The sequence below is a fragment of the Granulicatella sp. zg-ZJ genome (assembly GCF_010892355.1).
Classification (GTDB): Bacteria; Bacillota; Bacilli; order Lactobacillales; family Aerococcaceae; genus WM01.
On record NZ_WNJY01000022.1, the window covers coordinates 1 to 19,433 of the forward strand.

The following is a 19,433-nucleotide window of genomic DNA, read 5'->3' on the forward strand; positions in this document are numbered from 1 at the left end:
AAAGTACTTAAGAGAAATGCCTATGGTTATCGTAACTTTTCACATTTTAGAAATCGTATTTTATTCATGTGTAAGTTATATGTACCATATACCGTACCATCTACTTCACTAGTTGCTTAATAGTTTAGGTCAAAAGCGATGTACGAATAGCTCCTTCCCCGCACAACGTAGGGGAAGAGAAATGTATCGTGTACATTTCGGTGAGCCGTACATCACTTTGTGACTTAAACTAAAAAGATAGTGACGTAACATTCATTACATCACTACCTTTTATGAGTCATCAACCCTATTTGACATAGAGCCTATTTTTTAAAATATGTTTGATATAAACACAAAGAAGTAGTGTTATCAATGTAATGGTTGTTGTCGTTCCAGAAACGGTAACATCTAAATATATCGCTGTGAAAAAACCAATAACACAGTTCAACAGACTAAATAAAGCTGTTAAAAAGAGTAGTTGTTTGTAATGCTTAGCAAATAATAATGCAGACATTGCTGGGCCGACAAAGAAACAAATAACGGTGATAGATCCAACCATATCAAACGATATAACGGTTGTAAACGACACTAACAACATGATGATTGTCTGTAATACTTTTGTTTTTAAACCGACAAGTCTTGCTTGTGTACTATCAAATAAAAATAAACTTAATCTACGATACATCATGCTTAAAAAGAGAATATTTATAAAACAAATAATACTAATTTTAATCAATGAAACAGGTATATCTATACCGAATATGTTTGTTGTGTTCAATGACGCAAAAATAATTTCACCCATTAAAACCATGTCTAAGTCCAAATGAACATTTCGCGCGAACATAGAAATCAAGATGACTGCAATGGAAAATAAAAGAGGGAATACTAAACCAGTTGCAGCATCATGTGTGATTTTAGGTGATATCATGAGTTTGTCAATGAAAAAGACAGTAAATACCCCAAATAAAGCAGCGCCAATAATGAGTAATGGTGAATCTAAACTGTTACTGATAAAGAAACCTAGAACAATTCCTAATAAAACAGAGTGAGATAAAGCATCTGCAATCATCGATTCATTGCGAACAACAAGAATTGTCCCTAAAGACCCACAAGCCAAAGCTGTTAAATATAAAATCAATAATGTATCTAACATGTTGTAGAACCTCCTTTGTGCAAGTTAGGTTTGATGTATTGCGTGATAAAGAATGTCGTTAACGCAATAATACTCATACAAACGATAATGGCAGGTCCTGTTGATAAACCACTAATAATGGAACTGAAATAAGTACCTAGAAATGCAGAAATCGTAGCGGAAACAAGTCCAATCCATAGAGCTGTTTTGTAATGTTTGCTACATAAAATACCTGTTACAGCAGGAGCAATTAAAAAGCTACTCATTAAAATGGCACCAACGACTTTTAACCCCACAGAAATCAGACTAATCATCATAAATGTTGTCAGTTGATTTAATAATTTAGGTGAAATACCATTTAATTGTGCAAAAGTTGGATCAAATAAAAAGATTTTATATTTTTCATAAAACAACAAGAAAATGACGATACAAAAAATAGAAACAATGGAAATCAATATCACATCATCTTGTTGAATGAAGGCAGCTTGTCCAAATAAATATTTTTGTAAACCTGCTTGTGCAGCTTTGCTAAAGGCTTTATGTCCTTGTATAAAGTTTTTCAAAACCATCCCTAGTCCAAAAAATGAAGACGATACTAACGCCAGTGCATTGATAAGACTATGTTCACTATGTCTTGTAATCCAATGAACCAAATAGTAGGAAACATATCCTGAGAACATGGCACCTAGTGTTAAAATGAGTGGATCTCTTTGTTGAAAGAGTATAAACGCAAAGATAACACCTGGATAAGAAGCATGACCGATTGTATCCCCAATTAAACTTTGTTTTGTCAGAACACTAATAGTACCAACCATGCTAGAAGCTAATGCTAAAATAATGGTTCCAACGGCAACGGTAATGAAAGAATAATCAAATAAAACACTTGTATCTATCATGTCTAATCACGTCCTTTATTTGTAAAGTTAATAAATTGTTGATTAGACTGGACATTTTTATATGTTTTAAAATACCATTCGTCATTAAAGGCTGTTTCAACAGGACCTGAATGTACGATTGTTTTATTGACCCAAACGACATAATCATAATAAGTTGATACCGTATGTAAATCATGATGAATCACAATAGATGTTTTTCCTTCTTTTTGAAAATCTTTTAATGTATCCATGATAATATGTTCTGTTTGAATATCAATGCCTGCAAGAGGTTCGTCTAAAATATATAATTCAGCTTGTTGAGCTAATGCTCTGGCGATAAACACACGCTGACGTTGACCGCCAGATAGCTCTGTAATTTGTCTGTTTTTTAAATCAGATAGTTTCATCTGCTCAAGTGCATGACTTGCAATATCTTTATCTAACTTAGAAGGTTTTTTTAACATATGTGCAATATGAGGGTATCTTCCCATTAAAACAATTTCATCAACTGTTGCAGGAAATTGCCAATTTACTTGAGAACTTTGAGGAATATATGCAATTTTTTGACTGATGATTTTATTCAAATGTTCTGTTTCATTTAAAATTTCTACTGTTCCAGATGCTAATTTTTCAATGCCTAAAATACCTTTTACTAATGTTGATTTCCCAGCACCATTCGGTCCTACAATGGCAGTACGTGTTTGATTAGGAATGATTAAATTCACATCATGCAAAGCAGTATTTCCTTTATAGTTAATGGATAAATTTTGTACTTTTACAGCATTAGTTATTGTCATATGTTGTACCTCTTATTATTTTAAATTATCTACAATGAGTTTTGTGTTGTGACGGTACATATCAATGTATGTATCTCCGTCTTCTCCTTGTGGTGCAAGTGAGTCAGAGAATAATTCTTGTCCTTCACCAGTGACTACTTTTACATCGCCACCACGTGCTTTTACAGCTTCTTTTAATTTTTCCATACGTTCAGGGTTTGTTGTTGATTCAGAGAAAATAGCCTTAATGTTATGTTTGATAATGAAATCTACTGTATCAATCATTGCTTTATTATCAACTTCTGAGTCTGTACTTACACCTTGTGGTGCTTGTACGGGTATATGATACGCTCTTGAGAAATAATTAAACGCATCATGTGGTGTAATCAAATAGCGTCTTTCTTCTGGAATCTGACTTAATTGTTCTATATTCCATGCGTCTAATTCATCTAATTTTTTCAAATAGTCAGTTGCTTTTGATTTAATCTCTGTTGCTTTATTTGGTAATAAATTTTGTAATTCAGCAGATGCTTCTTCAACAGCTAATTTGTATAAACTAATATCGAACCAGAAGTGAGGGTCTGTGATAACTTTTCCGTCCTCATCAAATGTTCCAATTTTTTCTTTTGGGAAATGTTTAGAAACAGCTTGTCCTTTTTGTTCTAAGACATCTACCATTTTTCCTTCAAAGTGAAGGCCGTGATATAGTACTAAATCAGCTTCTTTTAATTTTTTTAAATCACCAGCTTTAGCAATATATAAATGTGGATCTTCTCCAGCTGGAATAATCAATTCTGTTTTAACATCGTCCCCAACTAATTGTTTTACCATATCTTGTAAAAAGGATGTTGTTACCGTTACGGTTGGTTTTTTCTCCATTGGTGTTGATGCTTCATTTTTTTGTTGTTGGCATCCAAACAAAAGACCTAGTGTCAATAGACTTAGAACTAATGTTGATAAAATTTTTTTTACTTTCATATCATTCTCCTTTTCTAAAAAAATTAAGCATGCTTAACTAGTGCTTTAATCATAATTAAAAAAATATGAAAAGTCAACATTTTTATACAAATTTAGAAAATTTGTTTACTATGGACAATTTAGGGAAAATGTGGCATCATGTTAGACGAGAAGAATGTTAGAAAGGAGAAAACAATGACCCCAAATAAAGAGGACTATTTAAAATGTATTTATGAATTGGGCAATCAAGACTTTAAAGTGACTAATAAATTGATTGCAGAAGTAATGGGTGTGTCTGCTCCAGCAACAAGTGAGATGATGAAAAAATTATTGGCAGATAATTTTATTGAAAAAGATAAAGTTAAAGGATACAAATTAAAGGGAACGAGTATGGCTATTGTGTCAGATTTAGTCAGAAAGCACCGTTTAATTGAATTGTTTTTATTTAATCATCTAGGGTATACATTTGAACAAGTACATGCAGAAGCAGAAGTATTGGAACATGTTGTATCAGATTTATTTGTTGATAAATTGGAACACATTTTAGGGTATCCTCGTATTTGTCCACATGGAGGTATTGTCCCTAGAAAAGAAGAGATTTTAGAAGAATTGATTGCCTATCCATTGGATAAAGTAACGGTGGGGCAGTCGTATCGTATTAAACGAGTGATTGATAATATTGATTTATTAAGATATTTAGAAAATAATCATTTAAAAATCGGTACAGAGTTTTTCTTTAGTGAGAAAGATGACTTTACAGGTATTTACACTATTTCTTTAGGTACTCAATCCATTCAAATGACACATGCTGTAGCTAAGCAGATTTATGTAGATGCTGTTTAAAAATAACTGTAAAGAAAAAACACTTGACAGATACTGTCTGGTTTGATAAACTTACCAAGTAAAAGATTTAGGAGGATAAAAAACATGGCAGTAAAAATTCGTTTAAAACGTATGGGTTCTAAAAAAGCACCTTTCTACCGTATCGTTGTGGCTGATTCTCGTTCACCACGTGATGGACGTATTATTGAGAAAGTGGGAACTTATAACCCATTAACAGAACCAGCAACAGTAACAGTTGATGAAGAGTTAGCATTAAAATGGTTAGGAAATGGTGCACAACCAACAGATACAGTTCGTAACTTATTATCAAAAGCAGGAGTTTTGAAAAAATTCCACGAATCAAAACAAGCAAAATAATGCTTAAATGACGCATCGAGGAGATGATGTATATGCCAAATATTGAAGATTTATTACTATCTATGGTGAAACCATTGGTACTACATCCAGATGAATTGATTGTTCGTATAGAAGAAACGTCTGAATTTATGGAATATCATTTAGTGTTAAACCAAGATGATATAGGACGTGTCATCGGACGTCAAGGTCGTGTTGTGCAAGCTATTCGTACGATTTTGTATAGCGTACGTGACAAAGGGAACAAACGTGTTCGCCTAGTTATCAACGATGCACAAGAAAATGAATAATCAAAAGAGCCGATAAAGGCTCTTTTTTGCTGTTATGATATAAAATATGATACACTAAATACATCATAACGATGGGAGCTAAAAATGAAACAGTATTATATCGCATACGGTAGCAATATGCACCACGAATGGATGAAAGATTTACTAAAAGATGCCGTTTATATGGGTACGAGTTTTTTAGAACAGTATTGCTTAGCATTTCGAGGAAAAGATGTCGGTTATTTAACACTCGAAGAAAGCAAAGAGGATAAAGTGCCCGTTGTTATTTGGGAGATTAACACGCATGAACATGAGCGACTATTAGATGAATATGAAGATTATCCAATATTATATGATAAAGTTTATGTGTCTATTATGTTCCAAGAACGTTTGATAAAAGGAATGATGTATGTGATGAAAGATTATCCTTATATAAAGCCAGAACAAGCTTATTACAATATGGTAAAAGAAGCCTATATCGCTCATCAGTTCGATATCACTTATTTAGAAAAAGCATTGATAAAAGAAAAAAATGAGAAAAATAAAAAGGAGAGTAGATAAATGACAGTCTATCACGTTGGAAAAATTGTAAACACACAAGGTTTAAAAGGTGAAGTACGTGTGATTTCGACTACGGACTTTGCTCAAGAACGCTATAAAAAAGGACAAACACTAGTAGTGTTAGACAATGGAAAACCTGTCAAAGACGTTGTAGTAGCAAGTCATCGAAAACATAAAAACTTTGATTTATTAACGTTTGAGAATCATTCTTCGATTAACGATGTCGAACGTTATAAAGGTATGCTATTAGGTATATCAGAAGAATATTTGACGGCATTAGAAGAGGATGAATTTTACTACCACGAAATTATTGGCTTACCTGTATTTTGTGAAAACAACATGATTGGTAAAGTGAAAGAAATTTTAGAATTGGGTTCTAATGATGTATGGGTTGTGCAACGTCAAGGGAAAAAAGATGTTTTGATTCCATATATCAATGATGTTGTTTTATCGGTGAGTGTGGCAAATCAACGGATTGATATTGCCAATATAGAGGGGTTATTAGACGAATGAATATCCATATTTTAAGTTTATTCCCAGAAATGTTTCAAGCTATGGAACATTCTATTATTGGTAAAGCTTTGGAAAATGATATTATTTCTTTAAATGTTGTTAATTTTAGAGATTTTGCCCACAATAAACAACATCATGTTGATGATTATCCTTTTGGTGGAGGAGCAGGTATGCTTTTGAAAGTAGAACCTATTGTAGAGGCACTTGAAAGTGTGACGTCATTACCTGCTAAAAAACCACATCAAAGAATTGTTTTATTAGATCCTGCGGGAGTACCCTTTAGTCATGACGTTGCACAAGATTTAGCAACAGCACAAGAACTTATTTTCATTTGTGGGCATTATGAAGGGTATGATGAACGTATTAAACACTATGTAACGGATGAGATTTCTTTAGGGGATTATGTGTTAACAGGTGGAGAACTTGCTGCCATGGTGATGATTGATGCAACGGTACGCTTATTACCCAATGTGTTGGGTAATGATATGTCGGCAATAACAGACTCTCATGCAACAGGATTGCTAGAGCATCCACAATACACAAGACCAAGAGAATATCGAGGTATGTGTGTGCCAGATGTTTTGTTGAGTGGACATCATCAAAAAATTGAAGAATGGAAAGAAAAAGAAAGTCTAAGACAAACATTATTGAAACGTCCAGATATGTTGGAAAAAATAGACTTAACATCAAAACAAGTTACTTTATTAGAAGAAATAAAGCGTGAGCATAGTATTGAAAAAGAAGAATGAGTGTGTATTGGTAGCAAAGGGTATAGCCTTTTGCTACCTTTTGTTTATTATTTAGAATGAGTATAAAAGACCCACATAATTTGTATGATAGTACCGAAAAAGTCATTTTTTCTGAAAAAATGAATAAAAAGTGATATGATATTAAAGAGGTGGAATAGAATCATGAGTAATAAAATACAAATCAATGACTTAACGAAAGAAGTCGTTAAAATAGCGTGGCCCGTTTTTATTGAATTATTATTAGGGTCACTTTTTGGCGTGATAAATATGATGATGGTTGGGCAAATTCCCGATAGTGCGTATGCAACAGCAGCAATGGCGTCTATTGGATTAACAAATCAGCCCTTATTTTTATGCTTAGCATTTGTTCAAGCGTTGAATGTTGGGGGAACAGCGGTAATTTCACGTTATTATGGGGCTAAAAAATTACATCGTATACCGTCTGTCTTGAAACATATTATGCTTATTAGCATTGTGTGTTTTATTTTGCCGTTATCCGTTTTAGGTTGGATTTTTGCACATCCTGTCTTATTGTTTTTAGGTGCACAACCTGATGCCATCAATATTGCAACAGATTATTTTCGACTATTGATGATTGCTTTTATTTTTCAAGGATTTACAATGACAATTTCAGCCGCATTACGAGGTGTGGGAGAAACAAAAATTCCGATGAGAAACAATATTATTGCCAATCTATGTAATGTATTCTTTAATAGTATCTTGATTTACGGTTTATTTGGTTTGCCAGCATTGCATTTAATGGGAACAGGTATCGCTACGATATTGGCGAATATGATTGCAGCATGCTTAATGTTCCGTTATTTGATTAGTGGAAAAGGACGTATTAAGTTTTCTTTAAAAGAAAAATTCCATTTCGATTATTTAACGGTACAACAACTGATAAAAATCGGATTACCGAGTGCAATGGAGCAACTTATTTTTAGAAGTGGTGCAATGATTTTTACAATGATTGTTGCCGGTTTAGGAACAGGTGTTTATGCTGCGCATCAAATAGGTTTAAATATTTGGACTTTATCCATTGCACCAAGTCAGGCATTTGGTATTTCTGCATCTGTTTTAGTTGGAAAAGAACTTGGTGCAAAAGCTCCTGAAATTGCTCAAAGATGTGCGATAATTGTTAGAAAATTAGCCTTTATTGTGGCATGTATTATGGGAGGAATTTTCTTCTTATTTGGTAAATGGATTGTTTTAGGGTATACCTCTTCTGATACAATTATGGCAAATATGTTATTGATTATGCCATTATTAGCTTTTGTGCAACCATTTTTAGCAGATAATTTAGCGATGACAGGTGCATTAAGAGGAGCAGGCGACACAATATGGCCAATGATTGCAACTTTAATTGGTGTCTTTATCATTCGTGTGGCACTTGGACATTTATTTGTGAGTATTCTACATTATGGTATTGTTGGTGCTTGGTGGGCACTAGCCATCAACCAAATTGTGACATGGCTTGTTGTCTTGTTAAGATATAGAACAGGAAAATGGAAAGCTATTCAAATTTAAAACGACAATGAGTAGATTTTATGATAAAATAAAGCTGTACATGGAAAAAGGAGAAATAAGATGACAACAGTAGTTGAAAGTTTTGATGCACTATTTGCAGAAAGAAAAGTACCCGTTACTAAAACAGATATTGGGGACGGACTAGTTTTATATAATGTAGATTTTCGATTAAAAGCAACACATACCCTTCGACTAGAAATGATTTTAGAAAACAACAAAGAAGAAACAGATATACAAATTGTTTATCGCCATGTTGGTTTTTTAAAAAATTATAATCAAAAAGACGAAGTAATTTCACTTATCAATCAGTTAAATGAAATGAAAACAGGTTATTATACTCTGTTTTTAGCTGGAGATGGCGAATTGTATTTACGTAAATTAGTCAGAAGCAATTACCATGTCAAACCCGTTTATGACATGCTTATTCAAGGCCCTGCGATTGTTAGAGCACTTCTAGAAGATTTAGAAGCAATAACAGGAGCATTTGATGATGCACTATTCGAGTAAAAGAGGATTATCATGCAACTAAATATTCGTTCAGAACAACAGATGCAAGACGTTGCAAGTCAACTAGCACCATATTTAGAAAGTGGTATGACGATTTTACTTCATGGGGAATTAGGGGCAGGAAAGACGACTTTTACCAAAGGATTGGCAAAAGGGCTGGGTATTACAAAAATTATTAAAAGCCCAACGTATACACTCATTCGAGAATACTTAGATGGACGTCTACCACTGTATCACATGGACGTGTATCGTTTAGAAGATATTGGTGGAGATGAACTAGGTTTTGAAGAATATTTTGATGGGGAAGGTGTTTGTATTGTTGAATGGAGTCAATTTATACAAGAAACATTACCCAAACAAGTGCTACATATCTATTTAGATCGTGTACCTAACCAAGAAGACGCACGTGTCTTAAAAAGCGTGGCACACGGACCAAAATATGATGCGCTCATACAAAAATGGGAAAATAGTTTGTCGTTGAATTAGCTCATTAAAACTGTTATAATAAGGCATACGAAGGAAAACCTCTCTAAGAGGTTTTTTATTATGAAGATGTGAGGGAGAATAAATGGAAACATTAGAGCAAGAAAAATTGTGGTATGTGTTGCATACATATTCTGGATATGAAAATAAAGTCAAAGCCAACTTAGAATCTCGTATTCAAAGTATGGGCATGGAAGACTACATTTTCCGTGTTGTTGTACCAGAGGAAGAAGTTGTTGAAGTAAAAAACGGCAAAGAAAATGTTAAAATGGACAAAACATTCCCCGGGTATGTTTTGTTAGAAATGATTATGTCTGATCAAGCGTGGTACGTTGTTCGTAATACGCCTGGTGTGACAGGATTCATCGGTTCTCACGGAGCAGGTAGTAAACCAACACCACTTTTACCTGATGAAGTAGAATCTATTTTACATCGCATGGGTATTAGTTTACGTCAACATAATGGCGACTTTGTTGTTGGAGAAATTGTAACAATTTTAGACGGTGCTTTTAATGGTATGACTGGAAAAGTAGATGAAGTAGATACTGAAAAGGCAAAATTAAAAGTTATTGTTGAAATGTTTGGTAGACAAACAATCGCTGAAGTCGATTTTGATCATGTAGATAAGGTGTAGAATATGAAAGATTTGTTTGAATTTGAATTAGCGCAAGTAAAACCGTCTGTTGTCATTTGCCCCAAATATGAACAAACCTTTCGCATTTTGGGGAAACGATGGAACGCCATGATTATTGAGGTGTTACGTCAAGGGGAATGCAGATTTTCACAATTATCACGTGCGATTGAAGGATTAAGTGATCGCGTTTTAACAGAACGCTTACGTGAAATGGAACAAGAAGATCTTATTGAGAAAAATACAGAGTGTCCAGAACATGTCAAATTTACATATCGCTTAACGCAAAAAGGTTTAGAACTTGCACAAGCAACCCAATCGCTAAAAGAGTGGGCACAAAAGTGGATAACTGAGGATTGTCAAGAAGAAAAGAATAGTATAGAATAACACATATATCATATATAACAGCAATGATAAAAGAAACATTGTCCATAATTTGTTCAGGGAGATTTATCGTAGACTGAAAGTAAATCCAAAGAAAAACAATGCCTTTCGCTTTTAGAGCTGAACTGGAAACAGTTTCCGGTCAATGACCGTTATCAAATAGAGCATTTATCCAAAAGATGAATGGCAAAAAGGTGGTACCACGATATAGTCGTCCTTTACAAGTTAACACTTGTAAAGGACTTTTTTGTTAAGGAGGATTATATGTTACAAGAAAAATTGATGCAATTACGCGAACAAACGCTAAGTCAATTAAAGGACATTAAAACAGCAAGTATTCAAGAGCAGGTTAATTTATTAAACGACTTACGCATTGCTGTTTTAGGCAAAAAGAGTGACTTAACACAAGTCATGAAACAACTCAAAGATGCAAGTGAAGAAGAAAGAAAAATAATTGGTGCATTGGCAAATGACATTCGCCAAACAGTGACACAAGCTGTTGAGAATGCTAGAGAAACATTTGAAGCATATCAATTAGAACAGGCTTTAGCCAGCCAAACGATTGATGTGACCTTACCTGGAAATAAACAATCTGTTGGGACAACACATTTATTAACAAGAGTCCTAACACAATTAGAAGATTTATTCATGAGTATGGGATATGATGTAGTTGAAGGCCCAGAAGTTGAAACAGATTTGTATAATTTTGGAAAAATGAACTTACCAAAAAATCATCCAGCAAGAGATATGCAAGATACATTTTATATTAACGAGGATATTTTACTACGTACACAAACATCGCCTGTACAGGCAAGAACAATGGAAAAACATGATTTTTCTAAAGGTCCATTAAAAATGATTAGTCCGGGAAAAGTGTACCGTCGTGATGATGACGACGCGACACATTCTCATCAATTCCAACAAATTGAAGGCTTAGTCATTGATAAACATATTACAATGGCAGATTTAAAAGGAACATTACAAGTGGTGGCAAAAGAAATGTTTGGTGAAGATAGACAAATTCGTTTAAGACCAAGTTATTTTCCGTTTACAGAGCCGTCTGTCGAAGTCGATGTTAGTTGTTTTAAATGTGGTGGACAAGGTTGTGCGGTATGTAAACGAACTGGTTGGATTGAAGTATTAGGTGCCGGCATGGTACACCCAAATGTTCTTGAAATGTCGGGTGTAGATTCTACTGTTTATGGTGGTTTTGCCTTTGGAATGGGATTAGAACGTTTTGCCATGTTGAAATATGGTGTTGACGATATTCGTCATTTTTATCAAAATGATGTGCGTTTCTTAAATCAATTTTCAGTCATAATGGAAGGAGAAGAATGATGTTAATATCTTATGAATGGCTAAAAGAATATTTACCAAATTTATCCGTATCTCCACAAGAATTGGCGGATAAAATGTCAACAACTGGGATTGAAATTGAAGGTGTTTCCTCAATAGGAGAAACATTGACAAAAATCGTTATCGGAAAAACAATCGACGTTGTGGATCATCCAGATTCTGACCATTTACACATTTGTCAAGTTGAGGTTGGCCTAGACCATGCACCTGAAGAACAAGGGGTACTGCAAATTGTATGTGGAGCGCCAAATGTAGCCAAAAATCAAAAAGTGATTGTAGCCTTATCTGGTGCACGTATCGTAAATAATATTAAAATTAAAAAAGGAAAAATTCGTGGGGTTGCCTCAAATGGCATGTTATGTTCTCTTGAAGAATTAGGTTTTCCGTCGAATGTCATTCCTAAAGAAGTAGCAAATGGCATCTTCATTCTTCCAGAAGATGCTCCAATAGGTTCAGATGTAGTGGATTATTTAGGCTTGAATGATTCTGTACTAGAGTTATCCATTACACCAAATAGAGCAGATGCTCTAAGTATGTACGGAACGGCTTATGAAGTAGGTGCGATTTATGATGAAACACCACGCATACACACATACAATGTTCCGACAGATACAACAAAACAAGTAAAAGATTATGTTCAAGTGTCTGTTGACAATCCAGTAGATTGTCCAGCTTATTACATGACAATCATTAAAGATGTTACGATTCAGCCAAGCCCACTTTGGCTACAAATGCGTTTAATGAAAATTGGTGTACGTCCTATCAATAATGTCGTAGATGCAACAAACTACATGCTCATGGCATACGGACAACCTTTACATGCTTTTGACTACGATACACTACCTCAAAAACACATTCATGTTAGAAAAGCAAATGAACATGAAACATTGGTGACATTAGATGATACGACACGTACATTGACGGTCGATGATATTGTGATTACTTCTGGTGATACACCGGTAGCTTTAGGAGGTGTGATGGGTGGTTTAGACACAGAAATTACATCTAAAACAACAACGGTTGCCTTAGAAACAGCTGTTTTCAATCCAAAAAATATCCGCTTGACATCTAAACGTTTGAATTTACGTAGTGAATCTAGTGCAAGATATGAAAAAGGCATTAACTTAGCGATTGTGAAAGAAGTGGCACATCAAGCAGCAGCACTTATTGCTGAACTATCAGGAGGAACAGTTGTAAGTGGTTATGAAGCTATTGATACATTAGATGTTCAATCATCTCGTGTGATGATTACGACTGATAAAATCAATCATGCTTTAGGAACAACTTTAACACAGCAAGAAGTCTTATCTATATTTGATCGTCTTGCATTTGAATACAATGTAAATGGTACAGACATAGATGTCATTGTGCCACCAAGACGTTGGGATATTGCGATTGAATCAGATATTATTGAAGAAGTCGCACGTATTTATGGCTACGACAAATTACCGTCAACCTTACCAGTGACGCCAGCCGTTAGTGGTCGATTAAGCACCATGCAGTCGTATGTAAGAAAAACAAGAAGTTTATTTGAGGGATTAGGTTATACACAAGTGATTGGGTATTCTTTAACATCTCCTGAAAAATCGGGTTTATTAGCAATGGCAGCAGATGATGCTATTTCATTAGCTTTACCAATGAGTGAAGAAAGAAGTGTTCTACGTCGTAGTTTACTTAGTGGTTTATTAGACATTGCAAGTTATAATATTGCAAGAGGAAACACAAACTTATCACTTTATGAAACAGGGCGTGTGTTCTATGCCGTACCAGACCAAGTACAACCACGTGAGGAAGAACATATTGCGTTATTATTAACAGGCAATAAAACAGAAAAAACATGGAATAGTAAATCAGAAAAAATCACTTTCTACGACTTAAAAGGTACTTTAGAAACATATTTTGAGAAAATGGGTGTATCACAAGACATTGTGTATAAACCAGTTAAAAAAGACAATATGCATCTAGGACGTACCGCAAGCATTGTGTTAAATGGACAAGAAATTGGATTTATTGGGCAACTACACCCAAGTTTAGAAAAAGCATACGATTTACCAGAAACGTATGTTTGTGAATGTTTGGTGTTACCATTGATTACATATCAAAGACAAGCATTGGTACAAACAGAAGTACCAAAATATCCAAGTATGACACGTGATATTGCCTTACTTGTGGACAAAGACTTATCACATGCTGATATTTTAACCGTTCTAAAAGAAAATGCTGGAGCATATCTAGTCAATGTGCACTTATTTGACTACTACATGGGTGATAATATTGGCTTGAACAAAAAATCATTGGCGTACCGCTTAACGTTTATGAATTTAAAAGCGACATTAGTAGAAGAGGACGTCAATAAGGCAATGCAACAAGTTACAACAGCATTAACAGAAACATTTAACATTGTTATTCGATAAAATAGAAAAGCTAGACACCAACATTTAGAATAGTTGGTGTCTAGCTTTTTGAGTGTTGTTAGATTTGGTGTACATTATTGATTTATCAATTCTTGCAAAGTATGCTTTAATGCCTTTGTGTAATCAATACAAACTATATTATTGGATAATGTATACAATAATTCAGCCGTATTACAATGGTCTAATGCTAGTGAAAATAGTGTCATGTCTTTAAGAATATAAGATTTCAGTAAAAGTAAATCTGCGACAATATAGAGTGAATGATTATCAACAGAATTTTTAATACCTAAATTTGCTTTTTCGATAGCTTCTTGATTTTTATTTAAGGAATGTAAGCACCTAGCATAAGAATAATAATATTTGGTAATAAATTCAGTTTCTGTCAGATAAGGTAATAATGTATAGATTTCCTCCAAACAGGTTAAAACTTGAGATAAATCATTCGATTCCATGTAAAAAGAAGCAAGACTATGTGTGATATTTGCGTAGAGTTCAAATGTTTCTTCTGTTTTGTCGAGTGTCTCTTTTAGATGAATAAGACTTGAAATAGCATCGCTTAAGTGATTATGTAGATGATATAAAAGAATAGATTGATAATATGTCATGTATTGTTCTTCTAATTTAGATAACATTGTTTTATCAATACTTTCTAAATATTTCTTTAATTCAATATAGTTTCTCGTTTCAAGAATGGATAAAATTTTATGTTTATTCAAGGTATCTGGTGTTGTTCTAATATAGAAAATCTCTGAAAATTCATCTGCTGGTATATGAAGTCTTTTCACTAAAGTAAAAAATAAATCTATTGATGGGGTAAGCTGATTTTTTTCGATTTTACTAATCACAGATTGCGTACATATATTTTGTGCTAATTCTTTTTGTGACATATTGTTCTTTTTTCGATAAGTATGTATTAAATTTCCGTAATTCACGTTAATTTCTCCCAAATGTATTAAAGATGCATAAATATAGTAGTCTTCAATATAAAATAATATGGTTTTATTAGGACCTGTAATTAGTTTTTAATATATTTTATATTTAAAATTTATAGAGAATAATATGCATAGTATATAAATTAAGAATAAGGTAGTAATAAAGATAATTGTCAATATAGTATATTGAAATAATAAATTTGATTAAAAAATTATGGTTAATATATAGTATTTATGGAATTTATATTTATTTATAAAATTTTATGAATAATAGGTGGATTATTATCTGAAAAAGTTGATGGTAATGGACTACTTGATACTAAAATAGTTAATCCAAGTGTTGATAATATTATAAAAAATTTTTTTATTGAAATTCTCATAATGCAATACTCCTTTTTATAAAGTTAATGATAATAAAATAATTCTACCGATGTATTGAAAAATAATAAGAAGAAATATTTTAAATATGACTGTGCTGAGTTTTTTGTATCTATTCTTTAGTAAAATTATTTTAACATTAATTACCATAGAAATAAACTTTTTTATAAAAAATATTTTTTAAAGAATTGTTGCACGTTAGTAAATGAGGTGATACTAAAAAATAACGATATACAGTGTAATAGTAATTCTCGTTTTTTTATATAAGATAGTAATTTAAGATTGATCGTAGATAATTGAATTCAAGTTGTATATTAATGTTTTGTTTTTTTATTATGGTTTATAACTATAAAAATGATATATAATTATTCGCTATTATATTGATAGTTTTATCATCTTTTCTTTTTTAATTCTTATTAAGAATTTATTATTGACTAATAAGAATTTTAGTTGTAATATTCAATTGTAATATATTACAACTAAAATAAAAGATAAGGAGTGTCATGTTATGAGTTTACATTTACCCGGAGTACCTTTAAAAACTTTTGGAGTATCATCTGATAAAAAAGTTGTTTCAGAAAAAAACAGAAAAAATTTAAGTTCAAATAAAAAATTTTTATCTTCTGTTTCAATACTTAATGTAGGAGATAGTGACCCATATCCAAAATTACCTAGATTTTGTAAATATGCTGGAGGAGCTTCTTCATTGATTGAAGTATCTGAAAATATTCAATTTTAATAGCATAATAATTAAGAAATTATATACTTAAGTTGAAAATTCTTGATTAAATAATATAAAATAGCATTCTTATTAAGAATGGATTAGAGTGCTATTTTATATTTCGGGTGAAAAATATGTTTAGTTTTTTTAAGAAAAATTTAGTGGATAAGAAATTGTTCGTTTTAGTAGTGTTAGGCTTTTTTAATTTATTCTTTAGTTTCTTTTTACCAATAATGAATGGTAAATTTATTGATTTACTTATTTTATCAAATGAATATCAAACTATTATTATGTATATAGTTCTATTAATGTTTTTTATAATTTTAAGTACTCTAGTTTCTTATATTTATAAAGTTATTTCTTTTGATATCCATTATAAGTTCTCTTTTAATATATTATATAAATATGTAAATTTTTTACTTAAAATTCCTATTAACGATTATAATAGTTATGATACGTTGTATTTGAGTCAGCGTTTAAAGATGGATGTAGAAAATATTGTTTCTTTTATATTAACGAATATTATACCTGCTGTTTTAAATTTATTATTCGGAGTAATTATATTGACATTATTATTTTTTGAGAATATAGCTATTTTTTTCATGTTTATTATTTTTATAATAATGTATTTAGCTATATATTACTCAAGAGCAAAAAAAATCTTTTTGTTAAACACAGAAAATATAGAACAACAAAATAAATATTTTGGTTTTTTTAATCATATATTTCTAAAAAATAAAGAAATACGTTCTCACTCAATTTATGATTTTATAAATCATAAATTTTTAGATGTATATCATAAAACTTTTTATCTTGATAGGAAATTTACACACTTATTGTATAGATTAAATACAACAGATGAGTGGATAACAATGTTTTTTTCGGTATCTATACTTATATTTAGTGCTTATTACATTCTTAAACAAAAAATGACTATTGGACAGTATATAACAGTATCGAGTTATTTTTCAATATCACTAAATATAGTTCAGTTTTATATAGAACTTGGAAATGGATACCAATTAGCGAAAACGTCTATGTGTAGAATGAATGAAATCTCAAAGATAAATTTAGAAAATCATGGGGAACTTTCTTTAGAGAGAGTTTATAAAATTGAATTAAGTGACGTGAATTTTACACAAGAAAGTAATTTGTATAGTAAAAATATTAATTTTTGTTTTGGGAATGAGTATATTAATTTCATTTCTGGGAAAAATGGTAGTGGAAAGACAACTTTATTAGAAGCAATTATAGGTATAAATTATGAAAGAAGATTTGGGGATATTTTGTTAAATAATGAAAAAATAGAAAATCTAAATATGTATGATATTAGAAAAAACAATATGTCTATTTATTTACAAGATAATTTTTACTTGGAAACAGATACTGTAAACTCTTTTGTGTTAGAACATAATATAAATCTTGAACAAGTCAAAAAAAATAAAGAGTTATCAGAACTTTTTTATTCGGAGATTTTTAATATTTTTTCTTTAAAAAATAAAAAAATTTCTGAATTATCTAGCGGTGAAAGACAGTTATTTTTCTTGTTTTTGACTGTAATAAAAGAAGCGGATGTTTTTATTTTTGATGAACCAACATCTAATATGAATACTCATTTAGTTTCAAAACTATATTGTATTTTTAAGTTTCTTCAGAAAAAAAATAAAATAGTTATAGTTGTAACACATGATATGAAGTTATTAGAATTTTCTGAAAATACACTAGAATTATATTAAAGGAGAAAATAATGTATAAAGTTAACCCTTTTATATTGTCGTATTTAGAAGAATCAGTAGTCGTTCAGAATTCAAAAGGAATTTTTATGACAAGTGATGAAAAGCTCATTAGTTTATTAGAATATATTGATAAAGAGCAAATTAAAAAAATTGATATAAAAGAAATAATAGATTTCTTAAACAATATAGATGTAAATGAAGTAATAAATTTAATGATTTCTAATTTTATATTAAAAGAAGATAAATTATCACTTTATCATTCTATGTATATTGATAAATTTAGTGTGATAACGGATAACAAAGTAATTCAAAATATTTTAAATTTTGTAGAGTCTGAAAACATCATTTTAGAAGAAATTATTAGTTTAGAAGCTGATACGCAAATTATTATTTTAATTCCATTTAATTTTAAAAAATTACAAGATATATGTAGTGTATTAAATAATAGGAATATTCAATTTACAATTGTATTCCCTTACAATAGTAAGTTTTATATAACGAATTTATATAAAAAAGAATGGTGCAATCCTTGTCCAAGATGTTTTTTCTCGAATTTAGAGTGTTCTTTGAGAGGTTTTTCTAAAATGTACGATATGATTAATTTTCAGTCAATTATTGATATGATTTATTTTGAGAATACTTTATTTGAAATAGAAACTCCAATTAATAAAGTAGATTTTCTTGTAATAATAAATGAAATATGTAAGTTTTTTAAACGTGATATAAATTATTTAGCTAATACGGTTATTGAAATTGATATCAATGATTATACTGTTAAATATGATACATGTATGCACTGGGAGTTATGTGATTGCTGTGAGACATAGGAGGAATAGTATTGTTAATTAACGAAAAAATTTATATCAAAAAATTACATCAGTCATTTTCTTTAGTATCTCCAGATGAATATATATTTGATAATAGTATGAAAAAATATATGAATTTTATTCATTCGAACAAAACAACGATACCTAATATACCTTCTAATGATTTTGTTGTATACTTAAATCAGTTATCAAAAGAAATGCCACTTTTATTTGTTGTATATTCAGATACATTGACAAAAAAAATTTATTATTTTTGGAATGGACTTTATGAATCAAGAGAATTATCATTATCTATCGAAAAAAACTACGGTAATAAAATTTCATGCTTCTTTGATATACATATGTTGAATTATTTTTCTAAAAATATTTATTTGAATGCCTATGTCCAATCAGGGAGGCTATATGAGTTATTAAAAATAAAAGTAAATATATCTGTATCTGATAATATTAATGGGAATGCTACAGCTAAATTGTTAGGATTAAATTTAAATGAATTGTTACATCTTATTAGTTTTGATTGGTGGTGAAT

General features: G+C 31.2%; 22 protein-coding genes. 17 read left to right on the forward strand and 5 right to left on the reverse strand.

Translation table 11 applies throughout. From position 1 onward, the window contains the following. Window positions 1-286 precede the first annotated feature (286 nt). Genes GMA11_RS06795 through GMA11_RS06810 form a run of 4 tightly spaced genes read right to left on the reverse strand, consistent with a single transcriptional unit; the run spans window position 287 to window position 3,740 of the window. Window positions 287-1,132 (reverse strand): metal ABC transporter permease, encoded by an 846-nt coding sequence (locus GMA11_RS06795; protein WP_163546441.1) that lies wholly within the window; start codon window positions 1,130-1,132, stop codon window positions 287-289. Beyond that, window positions 1,126-2,007 (reverse strand): metal ABC transporter permease, encoded by an 882-nt coding sequence (locus GMA11_RS06800; RefSeq protein WP_163546442.1) that lies wholly within the window; start codon window positions 2,005-2,007, stop codon window positions 1,126-1,128. The genes GMA11_RS06795 and GMA11_RS06800 overlap by 7 nt, the downstream gene beginning before the upstream one ends. Before the next feature lie 2 nt (window positions 2,008-2,009). Next, window positions 2,010-2,783 (reverse strand): metal ABC transporter ATP-binding protein, encoded by a 774-nt coding sequence (locus GMA11_RS06805; RefSeq protein WP_163546443.1) that lies wholly within the window; start codon window positions 2,781-2,783, stop codon window positions 2,010-2,012. 15 nt (window positions 2,784-2,798) lie between these two features. Beyond that, a complete protein-coding gene (locus tag GMA11_RS06810; RefSeq protein WP_163546444.1) occupies window positions 2,799-3,740 on the reverse strand; it encodes a metal ABC transporter solute-binding protein, Zn/Mn family in 942 nt (313 codons plus the stop codon). A gap of 174 nt (window positions 3,741-3,914) precedes the next feature. On the opposite strand from GMA11_RS06810, the gene GMA11_RS06815 reads away from it, so the two are divergent. The 13 genes from GMA11_RS06815 to pheT all read left to right on the forward strand — a co-directional run bounded on the left by GMA11_RS06815 (window position 3,915) and on the right by pheT (window position 14,310). Next, window positions 3,915-4,562 carry a metal-dependent transcriptional regulator gene (locus GMA11_RS06815; RefSeq protein WP_163546445.1) on the forward strand — a complete coding sequence of 216 codons (648 nt, stop codon included), beginning with the start codon at window positions 3,915-3,917 and terminating at the stop codon, window positions 4,560-4,562. Window positions 4,563-4,646: 84 nt separating this feature from the next. Continuing rightward, window positions 4,647-4,919 carry a 30S ribosomal protein S16 gene (gene rpsP / locus GMA11_RS06820; RefSeq protein ID WP_163546446.1) on the forward strand — a complete coding sequence of 91 codons (273 nt, stop codon included), beginning with the start codon at window positions 4,647-4,649 and terminating at the stop codon, window positions 4,917-4,919. Window positions 4,920-4,951: 32 nt separating this feature from the next. Then, window positions 4,952-5,206, forward strand: coding sequence for a KH domain-containing protein (locus GMA11_RS06825; RefSeq protein ID WP_163546447.1), 255 nt, complete (start codon window positions 4,952-4,954; stop codon window positions 5,204-5,206). An 84-nt stretch (window positions 5,207-5,290) separates the two neighbouring features. Further along, window positions 5,291-5,746 (forward strand): gamma-glutamylcyclotransferase family protein, encoded by a 456-nt coding sequence (locus GMA11_RS06830; protein ID WP_163546448.1) that lies wholly within the window; start codon window positions 5,291-5,293, stop codon window positions 5,744-5,746. Beyond that, window positions 5,747-6,259 carry a ribosome maturation factor RimM gene (gene rimM, locus GMA11_RS06835; RefSeq protein ID WP_163546449.1) on the forward strand — a complete coding sequence of 171 codons (513 nt, stop codon included), beginning with the start codon at window positions 5,747-5,749 and terminating at the stop codon, window positions 6,257-6,259. It begins immediately after the preceding gene. Next, a complete protein-coding gene (gene trmD / locus GMA11_RS06840; RefSeq protein WP_163546450.1) occupies window positions 6,256-7,008 on the forward strand; it encodes a tRNA (guanosine(37)-N1)-methyltransferase TrmD in 753 nt (250 codons plus the stop codon). Before rimM ends, trmD begins: the two co-directional genes overlap by 4 nt. A 162-nt stretch (window positions 7,009-7,170) precedes the next feature. Beyond that, on the forward strand, window positions 7,171-8,535 hold the full coding sequence (locus GMA11_RS06845) for an MATE family efflux transporter (protein ID WP_163546451.1): 1,365 nt from the start codon (window positions 7,171-7,173) through the stop codon (window positions 8,533-8,535). A gap of 60 nt (window positions 8,536-8,595) precedes the next feature. Continuing rightward, entirely contained in the window at window positions 8,596-9,042 is a 447-nt protein-coding gene (locus tag GMA11_RS06850) for a hypothetical protein (RefSeq protein WP_163546452.1), read from the forward strand. A gap of 12 nt (window positions 9,043-9,054) precedes the next feature. Then, the gene (gene tsaE / locus GMA11_RS06855; RefSeq protein WP_163546453.1) at window positions 9,055-9,528 is read left to right on the forward strand and encodes a tRNA (adenosine(37)-N6)-threonylcarbamoyltransferase complex ATPase subunit type 1 TsaE; all 474 of its coding nucleotides are present in this window, start codon (window positions 9,055-9,057) and stop codon (window positions 9,526-9,528) included. 82 nt (window positions 9,529-9,610) lie between these two features. Next, window positions 9,611-10,159 (forward strand): transcription termination/antitermination protein NusG, encoded by a 549-nt coding sequence (nusG, locus tag GMA11_RS06860; protein WP_163546454.1) that lies wholly within the window; start codon window positions 9,611-9,613, stop codon window positions 10,157-10,159. A 3-nt stretch (window positions 10,160-10,162) separates the two neighbouring features. After that, window positions 10,163-10,543: a helix-turn-helix domain-containing protein gene (locus GMA11_RS06865; RefSeq protein WP_163546455.1), complete on the forward strand. Its 381-nt coding sequence runs from the start codon at window positions 10,163-10,165 to the stop codon at window positions 10,541-10,543. A gap of 261 nt (window positions 10,544-10,804) precedes the next feature. Beyond that, window positions 10,805-11,878: a phenylalanine--tRNA ligase subunit alpha gene (gene pheS, locus GMA11_RS06870; protein WP_240328853.1), complete on the forward strand. Its 1,074-nt coding sequence runs from the start codon at window positions 10,805-10,807 to the stop codon at window positions 11,876-11,878. Beyond that, window positions 11,878-14,310 carry a phenylalanine--tRNA ligase subunit beta gene (gene pheT, locus GMA11_RS06875; RefSeq protein ID WP_163546456.1) on the forward strand — a complete coding sequence of 811 codons (2,433 nt, stop codon included), beginning with the start codon at window positions 11,878-11,880 and terminating at the stop codon, window positions 14,308-14,310. Before pheS ends, pheT begins: the two co-directional genes overlap by 1 nt. Before the next feature lie 74 nt (window positions 14,311-14,384). Here pheT and GMA11_RS06880 read toward each other — a convergent pair whose 3' ends face one another. Next, entirely contained in the window at window positions 14,385-15,242 is an 858-nt protein-coding gene (locus GMA11_RS06880) for a helix-turn-helix transcriptional regulator (protein WP_163546457.1), read from the reverse strand. An 886-nt stretch (window positions 15,243-16,128) separates the two neighbouring features. Between GMA11_RS06880 and GMA11_RS06885 the strand changes: the two genes are divergently transcribed. The 4 genes from GMA11_RS06885 to GMA11_RS06900 all read left to right on the forward strand — a co-directional run bounded on the left by GMA11_RS06885 (window position 16,129) and on the right by GMA11_RS06900 (window position 19,431). Then, a complete protein-coding gene (locus GMA11_RS06885; protein ID WP_163546458.1) occupies window positions 16,129-16,359 on the forward strand; it encodes a hypothetical protein in 231 nt (76 codons plus the stop codon). Window positions 16,360-16,475: 116 nt separating this feature from the next. After that, a complete protein-coding gene (locus tag GMA11_RS06890; protein ID WP_163546459.1) occupies window positions 16,476-18,077 on the forward strand; it encodes an ATP-binding cassette domain-containing protein in 1,602 nt (533 codons plus the stop codon). Between the two features lie 11 nt (window positions 18,078-18,088). Next, a complete protein-coding gene (locus GMA11_RS06895; RefSeq protein ID WP_163546460.1) occupies window positions 18,089-18,904 on the forward strand; it encodes an McbB family protein in 816 nt (271 codons plus the stop codon). 11 nt (window positions 18,905-18,915) lie between these two features. Next, the gene (locus tag GMA11_RS06900) at window positions 18,916-19,431 is read left to right on the forward strand and encodes a hypothetical protein (RefSeq protein ID WP_163546461.1); all 516 of its coding nucleotides are present in this window, start codon (window positions 18,916-18,918) and stop codon (window positions 19,429-19,431) included. Window positions 19,432-19,433: the final 2 nt, after the last annotated feature.